Genomic DNA, 22,430 nt, shown 5'->3' on the forward strand with positions numbered 1-22,430 from the left:
AGATGGAAAAGAAAAAAATATCCTCTCTTCAATGGATATATAGTTATAGTAGGAGTTCGTTAGGATGGATTCTTTTGTTGGCAGTATTTAGCGGACTGATTGCGGGAAGTTTCATTTTGCTTGCGCTGGTGTCAAGCTGCCTTCTTGATATTGCAACCGGAAGCAGAGAAGGAAGTGTGTGGCTTCAAGTGCTTTTTCTTGTTATGCTGATTTTATTGCAGGCAGTTCTGAACATTGCAAGCAGTAATCTGAGAATTCGTGTCACTACTAAAATTGAGATGCGTATCAAACAAGGTGTTTTTTCTATGATTTTGAAAAAACAATATCAGGAAGTCAGTAAAATCCATTCCGGGGAGATACTTAATCGATTGACAAGTGATGTAGATATTGTGGTCGGTGGAGTTGTGTCATTGATTCCGCAAGCTATTTCTATGCTGACGAAAATTGCGGCGGGCTTATTTGTTTTGTTTTCTATTGATGCGCGTTTTACAGGATTGGTGCTTTTGATTGGCGGGCTTGTCTGTGTATTCAGCAGAATTTACAGCAGACATTTCAAGTATTTGCATAAAGAAGTGCAAAGGACGAATGGCATTGTGCGTTCCTATATGCAGGAGTGTTTGGAGAACTTGATTGTTATTAAATCTTTTGTGAATGAGCATGCTGTTGGTGGTAAATTGGATGAATTTCAAAAGGATAATTATAAAGTGCGGATTAAAAGAAATACAATCAGTAATCTGGCAAATACGATGGTATATGTGTTGTTCACAGCAGGGTATTATGCAGCGCTTGCGTGGGGAGCATTACAAATCTCTGTTGGAACCATGACATTTGGTACGTTGACTGCGTTTTTACAGATTATTCAACAGATCAAAGCACCATTTCGAAACGTTTCCGGCTTAATACCTCAATATTACAGTATGCAGGCTTCAGCAGAACGACTTATGGAGTTGGAAGCGATGGCGGATGAGCAGGCGGAGTCAAAAATTTTGGATGCCCAAAAGTTCTATAAGGAGTTTCATGCGATTGTGGCAGAGAAAGTTACTTTTTCATATGCGGGTGGTGAACCTGTTCTCGAAAATACGTCTCTGCGTGTGCAGAAAGGAGATTTGATTGCAATCGTAGGCGAGTCGGGGATTGGAAAAAGCACGCTTATGAAGCTGCTTTTGCATCTGATGCCTTGCGACAGTGGTAAGTTGTATTTTGAAACTGAATGCGGCAAAGTGGAGATTGATGCGGGAACGCGAACTGTATTCTCTTATGTTCCGCAAGGGAATATGATTATGTCAGGAACAATACGGGAAAATATTACATTCTGTAATCCGAAAGTGACGGATGAAGAAATTCAAAGAGCTGCAAGGGCAGCTTGCATATGGGATTATATTGAAACATTGCCAAATGGACTGGATACTGTTTTATCGGAGCGTGGAGAAGGTCTTTCTATGGGACAGATTCAACGGATTGCGATAGCACGTGCGATTTTGGATGATGCCCCAATTCTTTTGTTGGATGAGTGCACTGCATCTTTGGATAAAGAGACAGAATGGAATGTACTGCAGAATTTGAAAAAGATGAATACAAAGACAATTATTTGTATTTCTCACACTGCGGCTGGAGTACAGTGCTGTGATCGGGCAGTGCGGATTGAAAATAGAAAGTTTAAAGAGGTGGATTATGAGTAGAGCAGAAGCGTGCAGATACCTGTTTGAAATTATACGATATAGTCTTGCCGGAGGGGAAGTGCCAACGATACATGAGGGCGTGGACTGGGAAAAGCTATATCGAATTTGTAAATTTCACAAGATTGAGGCGGTTGTGGCTCATGGAATAGATAAGATTTCGGGAAAGGAACAAATTCCTCAGGAGGTTCGAAAAAAGTATGAGCAGGCATGGCAGATGGAAACTGCAAGAGATACGGTACAACATTTTTCTTTAGAGGAGCTTTTGCAGGCTTTTGAGGCGAATGGTATTTATTGTATTCCCTTGAAAGGAATTTTTTTAAAGCAATGTTATCCAAAGACAGATCTGCGAATGATGGCGGATCTTGATCTTTTGTTTCGACTGGAGCAGGAAAAGGAAGTAGAAGAGATTCTGCAGCAACTTGGATATTATTGTGATCATCGGGACGATCACCATCATGTGTATTTCCGAAAGCCGTTTATGAATATTGAGATGCACTATTGTCTGGTGGGACAGAACAGCCAGTTTGCTTCGTATTATAAAAATCCTTGGGAGAAAGCAAAACCAGAGAAAGGGAAAAAATATATACAGCAATACAGCTGGGAGGATTTTTATGTCTATGTGATTGTTCATATGGCCAAACATTTTCAAAATGGCGGAAGTGGAATTCGCTCCATTGTTGATATTTGGCAGTTTGAGAAGAAAATGAAAGATCAGATGGATTGGGATTATGTTGAAACGGAACTTGCTAAAGTAGGTCTGAAAGCGTTTTTACATCATATGGAGAAACTTGCGAATATTTGGTTTGAAAAAGGGCAAAGCGATGCGTTCTATGACCAGCTGACAGAATTGATGGTTGATAGCGGAATTTATGGGACTATGGAAAACTATTGGATTCAAAATGTGGCGTCTTCCGATAGAAAAGTGTGGATAGGACAGGTGAAGGTATGGCTTACTGCGATTTTTCTTCCGTATGAAACGATTAAATTGCAGTATAAATATTTAGAAAAGTATCCGATATTCCTTCCGGTTGCGTGGATACAAAGAATTTTCAGAACCTGTTTCAAAAGAAAAGGGAGAGCAGGGAAGGTACTGGCAGAACAAAAAACAGATTTTTCGAAGGTACGCAAGAGACAGGATGTGTTTGAAAAGCTTGATTTATGAGTATATATTTTCTTGAAAATATAAAATATTCAGATAATTAAATGGCACATATATAAAAATGGAAAAATATAAATATTTTAGAAAAATAGTATTGACAAATAAAGACTGTGGTGTTATTATAAACTCAACAAAACAAAAGAGATTCAGAAAACAAAAAGGTTTCTAAAAGAAGAATTTCTGAAAGTAAAATTTAATATTCTCAAGTAAGAAAGAATTTTGAAATCCGTTTTATATCTGACGAGAAAGGAAATAAAAAGAGGGGTGAAAAGAGAATCTGAGATGGGAATTAGGATTTTTAAGTAAGAAAGCTTGAAAGAAACAGATTTTCTGAAAATAGGAGAAAGAAGGAGGCTTAGTCCAATGGATAGTTCGGAATTTACAATTCAATATGTTGGTGGTATGGCAAATGTAAGAACCTGTGATGAAAGCCTTTACCATAGAGTATAATCCAGAGAAAGAGAGCAAGTAGAAGAATTTATTCGGAGAGTAGAACATCTGGAGCAGAAGATTAAATATTTGCAGACATATTGAAAAGAGGAATACCACATAGCTTCAAAGCAGTTATAAGATGTGTAAAGAAACATCAGAAAAACAGATTAGGATTAGAGAATAAGAATAATCGAAACTTTGAGTTATAAATTGCATATAAAGTGAAAAAAGGCAACAGGTTTTATAATTGATATATTCCTCCGAAATAATAAATAAAAAAATAACAATAAAATACAGAATAAGGTTATCTTATAGAAGTTTAAGATAACCTTATTTTTATTACGTTTTTGTTACATCTTTTTGACATTGGTTATCTCCTGTGATAAAATAAAACAGAATATAGAAAGCTAAAATTCGACTAGATAGAAAGGTCATAGAAATAATAATAGGGGTGAATACTTTGGATAAATACGAATATCGAGTAAGAACAGAGCAGATGCTTGAGTATATGGAACAAAAATCATATAAAAAAGCGATGGAGATAGCAGACAGTATCGATTGGCGTAAGGCTAAGAATGCAGCGATGCTTTGTACAGCAAGTGAGATTTATGAGTATAATGGAGAATATGAGAAGAGTAGGGAGATTTTATTTATAGCATATGACAGAGCTCCGGGAAGCAGAAAGATTGTATATCGTCTTGGAACACTGGCATTAAAATTGAACGATGTAAGAGAGGCAACAGACTGTTATGAAGAGTTTATTGCCATGGCTCCAAAAGATCCGAATCAATATATTTTGAGATATAAGATTTTGAAAAGCCAAAATGCACCGTTATCACAGCAGATTGAAGCGTTGGAAGAGTTTAAAAAAGCCGAGTATGTGGAAAAATGGGCATATGAATTGGCGAAATTGTACCACGAAGCGGGTATGGTGGCGGAATGCCTGGAAGAATGTGATGATTTAATTCTATGGTTCAGTGAAGGAAAGTATGTATATCAGGCTATGGAATTAAAGATGAAATATAAACCTTTGACACCTTTGCAGCAGGAGAAATATAATCATAGAAATGATGAAAAGAAACCAGTAAAAAAGGTGGAGCCAGTTGCCGAAAAGAAAGAAGAGAAAGTTGAAAATGTGGAAGAACCGACTGTGGAAATGAAAGTTGATGAAGTGAATGCAGCGATTTCACTAGAGAATACAACGAAAGTGGAAGCAGTTTCTGCAGAAGAAGCAGAAAAAATAGAAGAGACACCGGTAGCAGAAGAAGAGTCAGTTGAGGAAGAGGCAGAGACTATCGAGGAGGCTCCAGCAGAGGAAGAGGCAGAGACTATCGAGGAAGCCCCAGCAGAGGAAGAGGCAGAGACTATCGAAGAAACTCCAGCAGAGGAAGAGACAGAGATTATCGAAGAAGCTCCAGCAGAGGAAGAGGCAGAGACTATCGAGGAAGCCCCAGCAGAGGAAGAGACAGACATTATCGAGGAAGTACCAGCAGAGGAAGAGGCGGAAGCAAGCGAGGAGCCACAAGTGCTGGATGAAACAGAAGATGAAGATGTGAGCAAAGAAATTTTTTCTCAAAGTTCTAAAATGAGCGTGGAAGAGATTCTACAGAATTGGGAAGAGAAACAAAAAGAAAATGCTCAATTAATTCAAGAAGAACAAGAAAGAGCAAGACGGGACAAAGAGAAACTGGAATCTCAAAAAGTGGAAGAAGAAAGTATTCTTCCAGATGATATCAGACAGTTGATGGAAGAACTGGAAGCTGAAGCGGCTGAGATTAAGCAGAATAAGGCAAGGCGCGAGAAAGTGGAAGTGCCGGAGGAAGAAGCTGTTGAACCATTGGAAACAATGGAGGAAGAAACAGTCGAAACAGTGGAAACGAAGGAAGAGGAACCAATCGAGGAATCGGCAGAAGAATCAGTTCAGGAAGAAGAGAAAGCAGAACCAGAAGAAGTAGAGGAAGATCCGTTTGATGAAGAAAGTTTTGACGAGGAAGCTTTTGAAGAAGTAGAATCAGAAGATTTTGAAGAGATTGAAGAAATCGAAGAGATTGAGGAATCAGAAGGAATTAAGCTTGGAGACACACAAGCGATTGCAATTTCTGCCAAAGCTTTGATGAATGACACAGTAGTAGAGGAGCCTTTGGAAAAAGAAGAACAGAGACGTCCGGAGCCGTCTTCACCATTTGATACTGCTTTTATCGTGCAGGGACGCTATGATCTGGAAGCGCAAAGTGAGATTGGAATTAAAGCGGGTCTGACAGAAGAACAGAAAAAATTATTCTCTTATTTTGTTCCTGTTCACGGCATGAGTGAGCAGATTGTAGATGTATTGGAGAACGACAAGAGATGCAGAACGAGATATGGAACATCTCGAACAGCCAACTTGCTTGTTGTAGGGCGCAAAGGCTCTGGAAAGACAGTTTTGGCGGTAGACATTGTGAAGGCAATTCAAAAGAACAGAAAGCTGAAACAAGGGAAAGTTGGAATTGTCACAGCGGAATCATTGAATAAGAAAGATGTTTCACATATTATTGAGAAGCTGCATGGTGGAGCGATTATCATTGAGCGTGCATCGAAACTGAATAAAAAGACAGTTTTAGAGCTGAATGATCTTATGGAAGAACAGACTGGAGAATTACTTGTAGTTTTAGAGGAAGAGCGCAGACCACTTGATAAGATGTTGGCATTATATCCGGACTTTAAGAAAAAATTTACGTCCAGATTGGAACTGCCGGTATTTATCAATGATGAGCTGGTAACATTCGCTCAGACTTATGCAAAAGAAAATGGATATAAGATTGATGAGATGGGAATTTTGGCATTATATAGCAGGATTGATCTTATGCAAAGAGAAGAGAGCATTGTTACAGTTGCGGATGTAAAAGAAATCATGGATGATGCGATTGCACATTCTCAGAAAATGACATTTAAACGTTTCCTAAAGAAATTATTTGGTAAGAAGAAAAACAAGTCTTCAAGAATTGTTTTGCAGGAACAGGATTTTAGATAATAAGAAGAAAGAGTTTTGGTGACAAAACTCTTTCTTTTTATGTGTGGCTAAAGTATAATAGACGTATATACCAAATAAACTGGGAAGGTGAAAGTATGGCGGAAAAAAATAAAACAAAAGCATACGAAATCGGAGAATTAGACCATTATTTGTTTGGTCAGGGAACTCATTATGAGATTTATAAAAAACTAGGAGCTCACATTGTAAATGATGGTGAAAAACAGGGTGTTTATTTTGCAGTATGGGCGCCACATGCGGAGAAAGTCTCGGTAGTTGGCGAATTTAATGATTGGGATGCCGACAAGAACCCGATGAAGAGGGAAGAGCCACTTGGTATTTATACATGTTTTGTTCCTGATGTGCAGGAAGGAGCACTGTATAAGTATTGTATTCAAACATACAAAGGGGATCATATTTATAAAGCGGACCCATTTGCCAATTATGCAGAACTCAGACCGGGGAATGCATCGAAAGTGACGGATATCAGTGCTCTTAGATGGACAGACAGCAAGTGGATGGAGCGGAGATTAACTTGGGATCATCATAAAGAGCCGATGTCAATTTACGAGGCGCATATCGGTTCATGGAAGCGGCATCCGGGCAGAGAGGATGACGGATTCTATACATATAGAGAGTTTGCCAAAGCAGCTACAGAGTATATCAAAGAGATGGGATATACACATATTGAGCTGATGGGTATTGCTGAGTATCCTTTTGACGGATCTTGGGGATATCAGGTGACAGGATACTATGCCCCGACTTCAAGATACGGGACACCGGAAGATTTTGCGTATATGATTGATTATTTCCATAAGAATAAGATTGGAGTAATTCTTGACTGGGTGCCGGCGCATTTTCCGAAAGACGCACATGGACTGGCTGATTTTGATGGAACACCGACCTTTGAGTATGCAGATCCGAGAAAGGGAGAACATCCGGATTGGGGAACAAAGGTTTTTGACTATGGAAAGTCAGAAGTTCAAAATTTCCTGATTGCAAATGCACTGTTTTGGATAGAGCATTATCATGTAGATGGCTTGCGAGTAGATGCAGTTGCATCTATGCTGTACTTGGACTATGGAAAAGAAAAAGGTCAGTGGGTTCCAAATAAATACGGCAGCAATGAAAATCTTGAAGCAATCGAATTTTTTAAGCATTTGAATTCAGTGGTTCTTGGAAGAAATCCGGGAGTTGTCATGATTGCCGAGGAATCTACAGCTTGGCCAAAAGTAACAGCGCCAGCGGAATATGATGGACTTGGATTTAGTTTAAAATGGAACATGGGTTGGATGCATGATTTTACAGAGTATATGAAACTGGATCCTTATTTTAGAAAAGGGTGCCACAATCAGATGACATTTGCCATGAGTTATGCGTATAGCGAAAAATATGTTCTTGTATTGTCGCATGATGAAGTGGTGCATCTGAAGTGCTCTATGCTAAATAAGATGCCTGGGCTTGGATTTGATAAATTTGCCAACCTGAAAGTCGGATATGCGTTTATGATGGGACATGTTGGTAAAAAACTGTTGTTTATGGGACAGGATTTTGCTCAGCTTCAGGAATGGAGTGAAGCGCGTGAATTAGACTGGTTTCTTCTTGCAGAAGACTGGCATAGACAGTTGCAGGAATTTACAAAAGATTTGCTTCATTTGTATAAAAAGAATAAGGCGATGTATGAATTAGACTGTTCACCGGAAGGATTTGAATGGGTGAATGCAGATGATGCGGAGAGAAGTATCTACAGCTTTATCAGACATTCTAAAGACGGCAAGAAGAATCTTTTGTTTGTATGTAATTTTACTCCGATGGAAAGAACGGAATATCGTGTTGGCGTTCCAAGGAGAAAGCAGTATAAGCTGATTTTGGACAGTGATGAAAAGAAATATGGTGGAGAGGGAAAAGTACGTCCTGAGATTTATAAGAGTGTGAAAAAAGAATGTGACGGAAGACCATTTTCATTTGCTTATGATTTACCGCCATATGGTGTTGCAGTGTTTGAGTTTTAAGTTGAAAAAGTGAGAGATTATGGAAAAGCAACCGATTTTATTGCGGGCACATCATGGAATGTGCCTTGCATTTTTTCAAGGAGAAGGATATAGTGATTTGTTTGTGGCGCATATGGGAAAGATTTTAGAACAGATGCAAGAGAATCCTTCTTTGCAAATTATTACGCATGCAGATGTTATCTGCGAGAAATGCCCCAATTTAGAAAATGGAAGCTGTAATACGCCGGATCTTGTTCGGGCATATGATCAGAAAGTGCTTTCTTTTTGTGGTTTGGAAGAAGGTACAGTTTTGACTTGGGATACTTTTTCTAAACTGGTATCAGAACGAATCTTACTTCAGGGGAAGAGAAAAGAAATATGCGGAGCATGCAAATGGAGTGAACTTTGTGAATAGAAAGTTCGCTCCATTTTTGAATAGAATAGTGTATTCTATTATATTTTCCGCTGCTTTATCACTTTTAATCGTGTGAATTCTTCACGTTCTTTTTCCTCCAAAGCATTGGAAATGGAAGATACTAAAGTGGTATAGGTCGGAATTGTAATATTTTTCAGAGCGTTTGCACGCTTTTGTGTTTTTTTAATATTGGTCGCAAGCCGGTAGGCTGCATTCTCAATCATGGATAATTTGATCGTAAGCTCTTTTACTTTGCGAAATGCTTCGCGTGCACGGTCGATTGACTCATCAGTTGTACTGAAAGAGTAAGTCGGCTGATTCTCATCCGGAGTGTAATCCACAAGTGGAATTTCCGTTCCCATAATGCTTCGGCTTTTAATCTTGATAGAATCCTCAATTGGGACGGTATAGGCAAGTTGGGATACGAGACTGATACCGTGTTCAATATTGGCGTGCTGCAGGCATTTATATGCATGTGTGAAGGTGGAATCAATCTGTTCCTGAATGTCCTTTGCCTGATCGATCAGTTCCATCAGTTCGCGGATCAGAATGTTTCTTTTCTTATCCATAAGTTCGTACCCCTGATTGGCAAGAGCCAAAGAATTCTTTGCAAGAATCAGATTTCCTTTTGTGGGAAATGTGCGAGGATCCATAAGAACGCCCCCTTTCTATGAGTCTGAACGATTATCATAAAATTGTTCCAAAATTTTTGTGTCAATACGATCTAATTCTTCTCTTGGAAGCATTTTTAAAAGTTCCCATCCAAGGTCAAGTGTCTCTTCGATTGTACGGTTTTCCTCCAGCCCCTGACCGATATAGCGTTCTTCGAATTCCTTTCCGAAGGCAAGGTATTTTTTGTCGATCGGGGAGAGTTCATCTTCACCGATGACAGAGGCAAGGTTTCTCGCTTCTCCTACTTTGGCGTAGGATGAAAAGAGCTGGTTGGCAAGATCCTGATGGTCCGCGCGAGTGTATCCCTCTCCGATACCGTCTTTCATCAGACGGGAAAGGGACGGTAAAATGTTGATTGGCGGGTAGATGGACTGTCCATGGAGCGCACGGTCAAGTACAATCTGCCCTTCAGTAATATATCCTGTCAAGTCAGGAATCGGGTGTGTGATATCGTCGTTTGGCATTGTCAGAATCGGCAGCTGTGTCACCGAACCGTTGACGCCTGCCACAATTCCTGCGCGTTCATAGATTGTCGCGAGTTCACTATAAAGATATCCCGGGAATCCTTTTCGGCTTGGAATCTCGCCTTTGGAGGAGGATACTTCACGCATCGCCTCCGCAAAGGATGTCATATCTGTGAGAATGACAAGGATATGTTTGTTCTGCTCAAATGCCAGATATTCTGCGACGGTGAGCGCTACTTTTGGTGTGATAAGACGCTCCACGACCGGATCGTTTGCCAGATTCAGGAACATGACTACGTGGTCGGATACACCGCTTTCTTCAAAGGTGCGCTGGAAAAATTCCGCAACGTCATGTTTGACACCCATCGCAGCAAATACAATAGCAAATTCTTCATCGGAATCATCCCCGAGAGAAGCCTGTTTTACAATCTGAGCGGCAAGCTGGTCGTGTGGAAGACCGTTTCCGGAAAAAATCGGAAGCTTCTGTCCTCGAATCAGTGTGGTCAGACCGTCGATTGCAGAGATACCGGTGCGGATATAGTTTCTAGGATATTCACGTTTTACCGGGTTAAGCGGAAGTCCGTTGATATCTCTTGTCAACGTTGAGGTAATCGGACCGAGATCGTCAATCGGCTGCCCGATTCCGTTAAATGTTCTTCCGAGCATATCCGGTGAGAGGGCGATCTCCATCGGATGTCCGGTGAGTTTTGTGTGGGTGTTGAGCAGAGACATATTTTCAGTCCCTTCAAATACCTGAATAACTGCTTTATCCTCGTAAATCTCAATGATGCGACCTAACTTACGCTCGTTTCCGTTTACTACAAATTCTACGATCTCATCAAAGAACGCATCCTGTACACCCTCCAGCACGATCAGAGGACCGTTGATGCTGCTTAAGCCTAAATATTCAATTGCCATACAAATCCTCCTCCTTTATGCGTTCTTTTCCATAATCCGGTCATAGAATGCATCGATTTTTTTCATATATTCATCAAATAGTTCGAGTTTGTCATTTGGCACATCGTATTTGATCGCAATGACTTTTTCGAAAATATCTTCTTCTTTCAGAACAGAAATCGGCATGTTCAGTGTGATGAGTGCTTTTGATTTCTGATATAAATACAAGATAACTTCCATCATCTTGAACTGCTTTTCTAATGAGACACAAGTGTCGTCTGCATGAAATGCGTTTTGCTGAAGGAATCCCAGTCGGATGACTTTGGCAATTTCCAAAACGAGTTTCTGGTCGTCCGGCAGCACATCGCTTCCGATTAATTTTACGATTTCCATCAGGCTGCTCTCTTGATTCAAAAGAGCCATCAGCTGATTGCGGTAGTCGACAAACTTTGGCGAAACGTGTTCGTTATACCATGGGGCGAGATCGAGCAGATATTCACTGTAGCTTGTCAGCCAGTGGATTGCCGGGAAATGTCTCGCATACGCAAGGCTCTTATCAAGCCCCCAGAAACATCTGACAAAACGTTTGGTATTCTGTGTAACCGGCTCAGAGAAGTCGCCGCCCTGTGGTGATACAGCTCCGATAATAGATACAGAGCCGTCAGTTCCGTTTAAGTTGTGCATCATGCCCGCACGCTCGTAAAACGCAGATAAGCGTGATGCCAGATAAGCAGGGAAACCTTCTTCCGCAGGCATTTCTTCAAGACGTCCTGAGAGCTCTCGAAGTGCTTCTGCCCAACGAGATGTGGAGTCTGCCATGATTGCCACATCATATCCCATATCACGGTAGTATTCTGCAAGTGTGAGACCGGTGTAGATGCTCGCTTCACGGGCCGCCACCGGCATGTTGGAAGTATTGGCGATCAAAGTGGTTCGGTCCATCAGAGGATTGCCAGATTTAGGATCCACCAGTTTTGTAAATTCTTCCAGTACCTGTGTCATCTCATTTCCACGTTCTCCACAGCCAATGTAGATGATGATGTCGGCATCGGACCATTTTGCGATCTGGTGCTGTGTCATTGTCTTTCCGGTTCCAAATCCACCAGGAACACAGGCGGTGCCGCCTTTTGCGATCGGGAACATCGTATCAAGAATACGCTGTCCGGTGATGAGCGGAACGGACGCAGGAAAACGGTGGTGCGTTGGACGGGGAACACGAATCGGCCATTTCTGAGTCATAGTCAGGTCGATCGTCTCGCCGGAGCTTAGCTCGACTGTTACGAGCGGTTCATCAATTGTGTACACTCCATCCGGCATGACTTTAGTGATAATCCCGCTGATATGTGGAGGCACCATGCATTTGTGCACGATGGCCGTTGTCTCAGGCACTTCGGCAATGATATCACCTCCGTGAACGGAATCTCCGATAGAGACCGTCAGATGTGTCTTCCATTTTTTTTCTTTATCCAGCGAATCTACACTCACACCACGACTGATAAATGCACCGGAATTTTCGGCGATGCGTTCCAGTGGACGTTCAATACCGTCAAATATATTATTGAGAATTCCCGGGGCGAGGGTTACGGAGATGGCATCTCCAGTAGCCTCAACAGTCTCTCCCGGACGTAACCCGGTCGTCTCCTCAAAGACCTGAATGGTTGTCTTATCTTTATCAAGTGCGATAACTTCGCCGACTAATCTTTCTTTCCCTACATAGACCATCTCTGACATTTTAAATCCGGTATTTCCTTTCAGATAGATGACAGGACCGTTTACTCCATAAATTGTTCCGGTTCTAAACATAGTTGTCACCTCCTAAAAACAAGAAATTGTCGTATTCTTCCGAGAGTGCTGATTTAAACGAGTAGTCGATCAGAATACGTCGTTTTTGCATGACGGCACGTGTCCCACCGATAAAATCCTCTCGGCTTACGGTGAGGGAGGCGCCGGTTTTTGCTTCTAAATCATCTTTCAAATGCGCATCACTTGGATTGATGTAGATCAGAATTTCTTCACCATCTGCAAAATCCAGTGATTTTTGAATGCGTTTTTCCAGAATTTTTTTGTAGTCATCTGTCTTCATATATTCTTTTACAAGTACAAGAACACGTTTGAACAAGCGGTTTTTTAAGTCTGTCTGGCATTTTCCCTGTTCGCGTTTGAGTTCGATCTGTGCTCTTGCCATGGCCTTATTTAAAGATTGTCTGGCGTTGGCGGTCTCTGTTTTTAAGGTGAGTTCCGCCTGACGGATGGCAGTCTCTTTATGCTCTTTTAGTATCTGGTCTAAAGCCTCCTGATGTTCACTTATAATCTCGTTGCCCATTGCTCTGGCATCTTCCATGGAAGCATCCTGCAGATACTTTAATTTTTCTTCGATTGTCAAGATTTCACCTTCTTTTACTATAGTTTTAAGCCGATGGCTTCATTTACATAAGATGTGATAAAGTCTTTTTTACGGCCGGTTCCGTGACGGTCAGGAATTTCGACAAGCAGCGGTAGTTTTCGTTTGAGCTTGATCTCATCGATAAGATCGGGAAATTCCCGCCCGAATTTTTCGGTGAGCAAAACGATACCGATGGATTTGTCATCCATAACTTTCTGCAGGGCGTCGTGAAGCTCGCTTCGTTCGTGTACAACAACACCGTCTACGCCTGCGAGTCGCATTCCTGTGTACGTATCGACATTATCACTGATCAAAAACATCTTCATAATTACAATTTACCTAAGATCATGAAGGAGATGATCAGTCCGTAGAGACAAACACCTTCTGCAAGACCTGCGAAAATTAAGGATTTACCAAAAATGCTGGAGTCTTCGCTGACTGCTCCAAGAGCAGCGCTTGCAGCACTGGCAACAGCGATACCACCACCGATACATGCTAAACCGGTAACGAGAGCGGCGGCGATATACCCAAGTCCTGTGGCGGTAGAAGCAGCAGTTGTAGCTGCATCAGCAGCCTGCGCAGAACCGCCAAACATCATAATGCCTGCAATTACAAAAGCGCCAAAGTAAAAGAAGATATTGACGCCGATTGCCTTTTTGTAGCGCTTTTTGTTTTTCTCACCGATCAGATAGTATCCGAAAGGAAGAATGATGCTTAAGATTAAAGTTACGATAAGAGTTAATTTTACTGTTAAAGTCATAATGAAAACCTCCTGAGTTTATACATTTTTCTGATTATATGGTTTGAATTCGCGTCCGCTTCCTTTATAAAAGCGGCTGAACATTTCATAATATTCCAGTCTTAACACCTGGATTCCGACAACAAGCCCTTCCATCAGGCAGACAAATATGTTGCCGGCTACAATGACGATCCAATTTGGACTGCTGTTTTGTGTGGCGCCGCCAAGCATAAGTACAACTTCCATCATCGCTGCATGGCTGACAGCAAAAGCGCCGATACGCACAAAAGAAAGTGTGTTGGAAAAGTAACTGAGCATTGTTTCGAATAATTCGAAGAATGCCTGTACAAAAAACATGACTTTTCCGCCTTCTGTTTTTCCGGTGCGCTTTTCAAGTTTTTTTGCGAGCGGTTCCTTGAAGACCATCATCAGAACCGGGACACCGAAAAGCACGGCGAGCAAAATGTTAGCAGGCATCTTGTGACCTGTCATAAACAAGACAATCGCCAATACGACAGAGCCATAGAAAATCAGTCCGGCGACCCCGTTCGGTGAGAACCATGCGTTTTCTAAATCATGCGCCCGCAGGGAGTTGATAATCTGGAAAATCATGGACAGGAGAATGATTCCCATTCCAAATGCGATTGCAACGATAAATACGGTGTTCAGTTGACCGACAAACGGAAGGCTCGTCATAGCTGAAATCGGATGCAGCCATTTTGCCTCGATGATATTTTCAAATCCAAATACACTTCCGAACATAAAGCCGAAAAAGGTGGAAAAGATACCGGCAAGCGAGATGACCCCCGCAAGATCAATTTTTTTGAATTTGTAGAGCAGTCCGCCCCCGATTGCGAGACAGAGTCCCTGGCCAACATCTCCGAACATGGCGCCGAAGATAAAGGTGTAAGTCAGCGCGAGAAAAATCGTCGGATCCATCTCATTGTGTGCCGGAAGTCCGTACATACGGATAAACATCTCAAATGGCTTGAAGATCTTCGGGTTCTTCAACTTTGTCGGAGGCTCCCCGAAATAGGTCTCGTGGTCATCTTCCACCACTACAAACAGGTTCGGATCGTGCTTGACGTCTTCGAGGAAGGAACTGATGTCAGCCTCGGACATCCATCCGCATAATATAAAGAAGTTATCGTGTTTGTCTTCCACACAGGCAGCAAGCTTTCGCACATCAAAGTTCTTGGCGAGTACCTGCAGACGTTTTTGTGCCGAGACAAGTTTTGCGCTGTCTTTTGAGAGAATCTCAGCAATCTCTTCGTCGATATGCCGGATTTTTTTCTCAATCGAATGAATACTTTTTTCCAGTGTGCGGCACGCATCAGTCGGCGTGGTATCATACTCATCCGGCAGGAAAATACGCTCAAAATGCAGTGATTTTAAAATAGCGTCGATGCGTTCGGAATCGGAGCGGGAGGAGAAGTATACGCCGTATACGTAGCTTGTATCTCTTCCGCCCTCTAAAAAGATTACATTAAGATCCTCGCTTACATATTTTTCTACTTTGTGATAATAGTTCAGTGCAACACGCCCAAAACGGAATTTGATAAAGTGATACTGCATCACGTCGTGGATGTTGCATTCGAGACCTGAAAACGGTTCGATCACTTTGAGTTTGTCTCGCAGTGCTTCTTGTTCCTCTTTCAGGTTCTGTTCTTTTTCTTTGAGATCCATATAGTTGTTGTTTGCTGTACGGATTGTCTGGAACAGCTCCTCCATCGAAAGCGGAACTTCCGGAAGAGATTCTTTGTCAGACAGATATCCGACGAACTGATTCGCCTTTTCCAGCGCATCTTTATATGGATTGATCTCGATAAACGGCTGAAGGTTATCGACCGTTTTTAATTCCGAAAGAGCATTTTCCAATTGAATCTCATATTTTGAGAAATACAGATCCGTTACCCGGTCAATGTCATTTTTCGGTCCGGTGATACTTAAAAATTTCATTTTTACAATCATTGTGGTCTCACACCCCCTATATATTTTAATGTTTCTCCAGCGGACAGACCATAGCGAATACATTCCAATGCCGTTGTAAGCTTCCTTAGCTCCTCTTCTTTTTGGAAAAGATAGGAGTTGATGGAAGCAATGGAATACGGATGTTCTCTGCGGTCGGTGGAGTACAGGCGTGACAGGCAGTCCGTATACATCTTTTCAATGGTAAATGCATGATCTAAGGGCTGCCGTCTGCCGTAATAAGTCTTTCGGAGCAGTTCCATGAACTCGTCCAATGACTCGCTTTCGATCAACGTTTTTATCTCAGGAAGTTTGATGTGAAAATAAACCGGAATGATAAAAGCGTAAATCTGAATGGAATCCATGTTATAGTATTTTTTTGCACGGTAAATCCATTGTAAATTAATCAAATCGATCTTCGTTCCGCAGTCGCGGGTAAAAATCTTAAGTTCCAATCCTTTGAGCGTTTTTTTGCGCGCTTTCCAGACGGAGGTAAATTCATATAAGTTGAGGGCGAGGTCGTAATCAAACAGATCGACGGGCTGCCCGGATTCCTGTAAAATTTTCAGTGGAGCGTAATATTCTGTGCCTTGCAGATTGTCTACTAATTCTTCCATGGTCTTGGAAGTAATCAGACGGTCGATTGAAATCTGGGAGTAGCGGTCAAAAAACGGCTTTTTGTGATTCAGATCAAACGGTTCCTCATAATGGTTGTAGACAATTCGCAGACAGTAGTTGATCAAATCAACTTCATAGCGCTTGAGATACAGTCTTAAAAATCGTTGGTGTTCCAGACCCGAGAAACGATACAGTTTGGAGTAATCGTTGTAAAGGGACTGGATGAGGATTTTCTCGACATCTCCACGGTGAAGTGTATTCTCATCTACAGTTTCAAAGGCTTTTGCGTACGCGGGAAGTTTCTTCAAATAAGTGACCACCTCGGCAACGTTGCACAATTGTGCAATTTCCCGGAAGTGGTCATCTGTTAAAAGCTTGGCCTGCATTGCATGTATCTTTGTTACGATTCCACTATATGATAGTAGATTTCCCATAATTATACCTCTGTAATGCGTTTCAATATTTCGTGAGCGTATTGCTCATGCTTGATTTCGTATTCCCTTGTGAGTGAATGAATGGTTCGCTCACTTTCTGACTGCAGCTGCTGTAGCTGCGTATTCATTTTAGAAGTCAGATTTTGCTGGATTGCATCCAGTTTTTCTTTTGTGCTTGCAGCCAGATCTTCGTCGAATCTTTGTTGGTCTTTTTGCATCTTTTGATCGAGCCTGTCTTTTTCTGATTCGGCATGCTTTACAATGGCTGTAGCGGCTGTCTCAATTTCTGACAATTTGCTGATAATAGAATTCATTGTGAACCCTCCTTTTGTGCAAGCTGATATGAATAATGTAACACAGTAGAAGAAATAAAAAAAGGGTTTTGCGAAAATAATGCAACTATAAATTGACGATATATCTCCGACGAGATATACTGAGAAAAAAAGAATGAGGTGCAAGAGTATGAGACTTAGAAATATTCCGGGTGCAGATGATGTGATTCAGAACCATCCGGTTGCAATAAAGAATGAGATAGAACAAAAAGGGAAGTGGCATACGGTCTTTGGAAATGAGAACCCGATTCACATTGAGATTGGAATGGGGAAAGGGCAGTTTCTCTTGAATCTTGCCAAGCAGAATCCGCAGATAAACTATATTGGAATCGAGCGATATTCGAGTGTTTTGCTGAGGGCATTGGAAAAATACGACACAGAAGAATTTTGTGATATGAAAAATATTCGTTTTATCTGTATGGATGCTTTCACGCTGCCGGATGTGTTTGGAAAAGGCGAAGTGGCAAAGATCTACCTGAATTTTTCGGATCCTTGGCCGAAGGCAAGACATGCCGGGAGAAGGCTTACGTCTACTCGATTTTTTGGACAGTATGACAAGGTGCTGGCACAAGACGGTGTTGTGGAATTTAAGACAGATAACAGCCAGCTGTTTGAGTTCTCCCTAGAACAGGTGGCGGAAGCAGGATGGAAATTGCTGGCACATACATATGACCTGCATCACGATGAAAAGATGAATGTGGGGAATATTATGACAGAATACGAGCAGAAGTTCTCAAGCCTTGGCAATCCGATCCATAAGTTGATCGCAGCGAGGAAATAGTTCGAAGCTTTCGGCATATTCTATATAGAAAGTATGTGTATAGAACAGGAGAACCTTATGGGGAAAGGAAAGTGGAAACATTCGTTTTGTCAGTTTTGCTATGATAACAGGAAACTGACATGTAAGCTAAAATGCATTAGACGCTCGTTTGAAGAGGTCTGCGACATCTTGAATGCAAGATGTAAACCATAAGGGCGAGCTGTACACTAGTGTCCGGGAGGGTGGCATATGCAGGTTACACTGATTGTTCTGTTTGCGCACTGGTGTCCGAAATGTAATATGATGATGCCGGTTGTGGATGAGATAGAAGAGGTCTATAAGGAACAGCTGGAAGTCGTCAGAATAGACATTGAAAAAGAAACTGAAATTGCAAAAGATTATAGTATCCAAATTGTACCGACATTTGTTATAATGAAACAAGGAAATGAAGTTATGAGGATGGCTGGGATCATCGGTGAGGAGATTCTGAAAAAGAGGATTGAGACGGTGATTGGAAAGTAGAGGAATGTTTGCTCCGGCAAAGCCGGTGTGCTTTGCCGGAAAAGCGAAAGAATGATTCAGGAAGGATATGACGGATATATGTATGATAATGATTTTTCAAATCTTGGAAGACAGATCCAAGAGACGGTGCAAAACGCTGTGGAGTCGATGAATTATGATCGCCTGAACCAGACAATTAACCAGACGGTGAATCAGGCGCTGGATGAGGCGAGAATATATAAGGAAAAAGTGAGAAGGCAGTATGAGGAGAGCCAGAAAAGACAGGCTGAGAATCTGAAAAAGCAGGCGCAGACCAACCAGCAAAGCAATGTCTATCAGACAAACTATGCAAGACCGGTAGGGAAAAAGCAGATCAATATGGTGCTTGCGCCGAAGATCAAAAAAGGGACAGCACGCATTGTGGCAGGAACGATATTGAGTATTGTTTCGGCTGTGGGGATTATCGCTCTGCTGGTTACAAAGACCTTTTTAGAGATGATAGGTACAGCAAGTCTTGCCGAGATCGTTCTGGGGCCTGGAGTGCTTTTGATTCCAATGCTTGCAGGAATCATTTTGTCTGCGACAGGAAATCATTATCGCAAGAGATACAGACGGGCTAGAAAGTACGTGGAGATCTTGAATGGAAGAGGTTTCTGTGAGATTAAGGAATTGGCAGAAAAGTCGAATCAGTCAGAGACAGAGACGAGGAAAGATCTTCGAAAGATGATTCAGAAACAAGTGTTTCGGGAAGCGTACATGGACAAGCAGGAGACGTGCCTGATGATTAATCGGATTGCATATGACTATTATCTGCAGGCGGAGGAATCGCTTCGGCAGAGGGAGATGGAAGAGGCGAAAAGAAAAGAACAGGAAGAGAAGATGTCACCTGAGATTTTGGAGATGATTCGTACCGGAGATGAGTATATCAGGACAATCCGTGAGGCGAATGACGATATTCCGGGTGAAGTTATTTCTGAAAAGTTAGACAGATTGGAGCAGGTTGTGCGCCGTATTTTTGAGTCAGTGAAAAAACATCCGGAGCAGAAAAAAGAGATGGATAAGTTTATGGACTATTATATGCCGACAACACTGAAGCTTGTGAATGCGTACCGTGAGTTTGATGCTTTGGAAGTAAAAGGGGAGAATATCACGAATGCGATGCAGGAGATTGAGAATACACTCGATACCATCAGTCTTGCGTTCGAAAAGCTTTTAGATGATTTGTTTCAGGATGCTGCGTTTGATGTGTCAACGGATATTTCAGTTCTGCAGATGATGCTCGCAAGAGAAGGATATAAAGAAAAAGATTTTAAATAGTAGGAGGACATAAGCTTATGGGACAAGATATCAATGAGATGATGCAGGAAGCGCCGGTTTTGACCTTGGATCCGTTTGGGGAGACAAAAGAAGAAGTCGTGGAAGTCAAAGAAGAGCAGGTTGAGGAATTGGACGTGCTCACACCGGAAGAAAAAAAGATGGTAGCGGATTTTGCGGCGAAGATCGATCTGAGAAGCTCCAACGCAATTCTTCAGTATGGAGCGGGGGCCCAGAAGAAGATTGCTGATTTTTCGGAAAGCGCACTTGAGAACGTAAAGACGAAGGATCTTGGCGAAGTTGGTGATATGCTTGCGGGTGTTGTGACGGAACTTAAGAGCTTTGATGAGGAAGAGGAAGAAAAAGGGATTTTTGGATTCTTTAAAAAAGGCGGCAATAAGCTTGCCAATATGAAAGCGAAATATGACAAGGCAGAAGTGAATGTGAATAGAATTTGTGATGCGCTCGAAGGACATCAGATACAGCTTATGAAAGATATTGCCATGCTGGATAAGATGTATGAATTGAACACAACGTATTTCAAAGAACTTTCGATGTACATTGCAGCCGGGAAGAAAAAATTACAGGATGTTGCGACGACGGAGCTTCCTGAACTGGAGGCGAAAGCTGCACGGTCAGGGCTGCCGGAAGATGCGCAGGCGGTCAATGATCTGAATGCACTGTGTAATCGGTTTGAAAAGAAAATTCATGATCTGGAACTGACTCGGACGATTTCGCTTCAGATGGCGCCGCAGATTCGTCTTGTGCAGAGCAATGACACGGTGATGTCTGAAAAGATTCAGTCTACGTTGGTAAATACGATTCCACTGTGGAAAAGTCAAATGGTTTTGGCGATTGGTGTGGAAAATTCTTCTCGTGCGGCAAAGGCTCAGCGGGAAGTGACTGATATGACGAATGAATTATTGAGAAAGAATGCGGAAAAACTCAAACTTGCTACGGTGGAGACTGCAAAAGAGTCAGAGCGGGGCATTGTCGACATCGAGACGCTGAAAGCAACCAATGAATCTTTGATTTCTACACTGGATGAAGTGATGAAGATTCAGCAGGAAGGAAAAGAAAAGAGAAGAACGGCAGAAGCAGAATTGAACCGTATCGAAAATGAACTGAAACAGAAACTATTGGAGATCCGGTAGGACTTTTTATAACATATCCCTCATATACTTGGTATTATTGCCAAGTATATGGGGGATTTTTTATGGAGTATGTAAAGGAAATCAATGCGGTTGTAAACCGTTTTATCTGGGGGCGGGGAATGCTCGCTGTTTTTCTGTTTGTCGGAGTGATGTTTACCGTGCGCACCGGATTTTTCCAGTTTACAAAGGTGCGGATCTGGCTTGGAAAAACAATGGGGGAGATGTTTCGGGACAGGCGTGTGCGCAGGACCGAAGAAGAGCATTCTATCTCTCAGTTTCAGTCTTTTTGTACGGCGCTTGCAGCGACACTTGGAACAGGGAATATCACAGGTGTGGCGGCAGCGCTGATTGCAGGAGGACCGGGAGCAATTTTTTGGATGTGGGTATCTGCGTTTTTGGGGATGATGACAATTTATGCGGAAAATCTTCTGGGGATACGGTATCGCTATAAAAATAGAAAGGGAGAATGGGTTGGCGGCGCTATGGTGTACATAGAGCGTGGACTTGGGTGTAAATGGCTTGCCGTGCTTTTTGCTGTATTCTGTATTTTTGCATCATTTGGAATGGGAAATATGACACAGGCGAATTCCATGGCAAGCGGATTAAAAGAAAGTCTCTCTATTCCACCGTTCATTACAGGAGCGGTTGTGACACTTGTTGTGGCGGCAGTAATTTTAGGTGGTGTGAAGCGGATTGCGGCAGTGACAGAAAAAGTGGTTCCATTTGTGGCATTGTTTTATATGGCAGGCGGAATGCTCGTGCTCATTCATTTCCGTGCGGAAGTTCCGGGAGCAGTACGCATGATTTTTGAGGAGGCTTTTCGCATGAAAGCAGTGGGAGGAGGAGTGATAGGATATGGAATTCGTCAGGCAATGAAAATCGGTATTTCGCGAGGGGTATTCTCCAACGAAGCGGGGCTTGGTTCTTCTGTTATGGCGCATGCGGCATCAGATGTGAAATCTCCTGCCATACAGGGAATGTGGGGAATCTTGGAAGTGTTTATCGATACGATTGTAGTATGTACGATGACAGCGCTTGTAATCTTAAGTTCCGGTGTCTATAAGCCGCAAGTGTATCTTTCCAATATGGCGCGCGGAATCGAAAATGTCGATGGAACGACTTTGACCGGGGAAGCTTTTTCGACGGTTATTCCTTTTGGAGATAAATTTCTTGCAATTTCGATCGTATTGTTTGCTTTTGCAACAATGGTTGGCTGGGCGTACTTTGGGGAGCGCACGGCGGCATATCTGTTTGGAGAAAAATCGGCGTTTCTTTACAAAATGGTTTATGTACTGATGATTCTGCCGGGGTGTATGATGACGCCGCACCTTGCGTGGGAGGTGGCGGATACGTTCAATGGATTGATGGCATTGCCGAATATGACAGCTTTGATTTTGCTTAGTGGTGAAGTTGTCTATATCACAAAAGGATATATTAAAAATAAGCAGTAAAATTATATAAAAAAAATAAAAAAAGCAACACAAAACTATGAAAAGTGGTATAATAAGAAA

General features: G+C 42.1%; 19 protein-coding genes. 10 read left to right on the plus strand and 9 right to left on the minus strand.

All coding sequences use genetic code 11. The annotated features are described in order from the left end of the window. Window positions 1-2: 2 nt before the first annotated feature. The 5 genes from BQ5364_RS02035 (at window position 3) to BQ5364_RS02055 (ending at window position 8,683) form a co-directional block, all read left to right on the plus strand. The gene (locus BQ5364_RS02035; protein WP_071143545.1) at window positions 3-1,679 is read left to right on the plus strand and encodes an ABC transporter ATP-binding protein; all 1,677 of its coding nucleotides are present in this window, start codon (window positions 3-5) and stop codon (window positions 1,677-1,679) included. After that, entirely contained in the window at window positions 1,672-2,841 is a 1,170-nt protein-coding gene (locus BQ5364_RS02040; RefSeq protein ID WP_071143546.1) for a nucleotidyltransferase domain-containing protein, read from the plus strand. Before BQ5364_RS02035 ends, BQ5364_RS02040 begins: the two co-directional genes overlap by 8 nt. A 925-nt stretch (window positions 2,842-3,766) precedes the next feature. Then, a complete protein-coding gene (locus BQ5364_RS02045; protein ID WP_186278408.1) occupies window positions 3,767-6,280 on the plus strand; it encodes a hypothetical protein in 2,514 nt (837 codons plus the stop codon). A gap of 95 nt (window positions 6,281-6,375) precedes the next feature. Beyond that, on the plus strand, window positions 6,376-8,289 hold the full coding sequence (glgB, locus tag BQ5364_RS02050) for a 1,4-alpha-glucan branching protein GlgB (protein ID WP_022250681.1): 1,914 nt from the start codon (window positions 6,376-6,378) through the stop codon (window positions 8,287-8,289). A gap of 19 nt (window positions 8,290-8,308) precedes the next feature. Next, the gene (locus BQ5364_RS02055; RefSeq protein WP_071143548.1) at window positions 8,309-8,683 is read left to right on the plus strand and encodes a DUF1284 domain-containing protein; all 375 of its coding nucleotides are present in this window, start codon (window positions 8,309-8,311) and stop codon (window positions 8,681-8,683) included. A 38-nt stretch (window positions 8,684-8,721) separates the two neighbouring features. Here BQ5364_RS02055 and BQ5364_RS02060 read toward each other — a convergent pair whose 3' ends face one another. From BQ5364_RS02060 to BQ5364_RS02100, 9 genes are read right to left on the minus strand one after another with little or no spacing between them, the layout of a single operon-like run. Continuing rightward, window positions 8,722-9,336, minus strand: a complete 615-nt coding sequence (locus tag BQ5364_RS02060; protein WP_004613051.1) for a V-type ATP synthase subunit D — start codon at window positions 9,334-9,336, stop codon at window positions 8,722-8,724. Between the two features lie 15 nt (window positions 9,337-9,351). Further along, window positions 9,352-10,737 (minus strand): V-type ATP synthase subunit B, encoded by a 1,386-nt coding sequence (locus BQ5364_RS02065; protein WP_004613050.1) that lies wholly within the window; start codon window positions 10,735-10,737, stop codon window positions 9,352-9,354. Window positions 10,738-10,752: 15 nt separating this feature from the next. Beyond that, complete coding sequence (locus BQ5364_RS02070) at window positions 10,753-12,519, minus strand: V-type ATP synthase subunit A (protein WP_071143549.1); 1,767 nt, start codon at window positions 12,517-12,519, stop codon at window positions 10,753-10,755. Further along, the gene (locus tag BQ5364_RS02075) at window positions 12,512-13,099 is read right to left on the minus strand and encodes a V-type ATP synthase subunit E (protein ID WP_071143550.1); all 588 of its coding nucleotides are present in this window, start codon (window positions 13,097-13,099) and stop codon (window positions 12,512-12,514) included. The genes BQ5364_RS02070 and BQ5364_RS02075 overlap by 8 nt, the downstream gene beginning before the upstream one ends. A 17-nt stretch (window positions 13,100-13,116) precedes the next feature. Continuing rightward, a complete protein-coding gene (locus BQ5364_RS02080; RefSeq protein WP_004613047.1) occupies window positions 13,117-13,425 on the minus strand; it encodes a V-type ATP synthase subunit F in 309 nt (102 codons plus the stop codon). 2 nt (window positions 13,426-13,427) lie between these two features. Then, the gene (locus BQ5364_RS02085) at window positions 13,428-13,859 is read right to left on the minus strand and encodes an ATP synthase subunit C (RefSeq protein ID WP_004613046.1); all 432 of its coding nucleotides are present in this window, start codon (window positions 13,857-13,859) and stop codon (window positions 13,428-13,430) included. A gap of 18 nt (window positions 13,860-13,877) precedes the next feature. After that, entirely contained in the window at window positions 13,878-15,809 is a 1,932-nt protein-coding gene (locus tag BQ5364_RS02090) for a V-type ATP synthase subunit I (RefSeq protein ID WP_071143551.1), read from the minus strand. After that, on the minus strand, window positions 15,806-16,858 hold the full coding sequence (locus tag BQ5364_RS02095; protein WP_071143552.1) for a V0D/AC39 family V-type ATPase subunit: 1,053 nt from the start codon (window positions 16,856-16,858) through the stop codon (window positions 15,806-15,808). The genes BQ5364_RS02090 and BQ5364_RS02095 overlap by 4 nt, the downstream gene beginning before the upstream one ends. 2 nt (window positions 16,859-16,860) lie before the next feature. Next, window positions 16,861-17,172, minus strand: coding sequence for a hypothetical protein (locus BQ5364_RS02100; protein WP_004613043.1), 312 nt, complete (start codon window positions 17,170-17,172; stop codon window positions 16,861-16,863). Window positions 17,173-17,305: 133 nt separating this feature from the next. On the opposite strand from BQ5364_RS02100, the gene trmB reads away from it, so the two are divergent. From trmB to BQ5364_RS02125, 5 genes are all read left to right on the plus strand, one after another. After that, on the plus strand, window positions 17,306-17,971 hold the full coding sequence (gene trmB / locus BQ5364_RS02105) for a tRNA (guanosine(46)-N7)-methyltransferase TrmB (RefSeq protein ID WP_083382630.1): 666 nt from the start codon (window positions 17,306-17,308) through the stop codon (window positions 17,969-17,971). A gap of 228 nt (window positions 17,972-18,199) precedes the next feature. Further along, window positions 18,200-18,472 (plus strand): thioredoxin family protein, encoded by a 273-nt coding sequence (locus tag BQ5364_RS02110; protein WP_004613041.1) that lies wholly within the window; start codon window positions 18,200-18,202, stop codon window positions 18,470-18,472. 51 nt (window positions 18,473-18,523) lie between these two features. Next, complete coding sequence (locus BQ5364_RS02115; protein ID WP_083382632.1) at window positions 18,524-19,768, plus strand: 5-bromo-4-chloroindolyl phosphate hydrolysis family protein; 1,245 nt, start codon at window positions 18,524-18,526, stop codon at window positions 19,766-19,768. A gap of 17 nt (window positions 19,769-19,785) precedes the next feature. Then, window positions 19,786-20,919, plus strand: coding sequence for a toxic anion resistance protein (locus tag BQ5364_RS02120; protein ID WP_004613039.1), 1,134 nt, complete (start codon window positions 19,786-19,788; stop codon window positions 20,917-20,919). Window positions 20,920-20,981: 62 nt separating this feature from the next. Beyond that, window positions 20,982-22,370, plus strand: a complete 1,389-nt coding sequence (locus BQ5364_RS02125) for an alanine/glycine:cation symporter family protein (protein ID WP_004613038.1) — start codon at window positions 20,982-20,984, stop codon at window positions 22,368-22,370. The last annotated feature ends 60 nt before the right edge of the window (window positions 22,371-22,430 follow it).

It is taken from the genome of Coprococcus phoceensis (assembly GCF_900104635.1).
Classification (GTDB): Bacteria; Bacillota; Clostridia; order Lachnospirales; family Lachnospiraceae; genus Faecalimonas; species Faecalimonas phoceensis.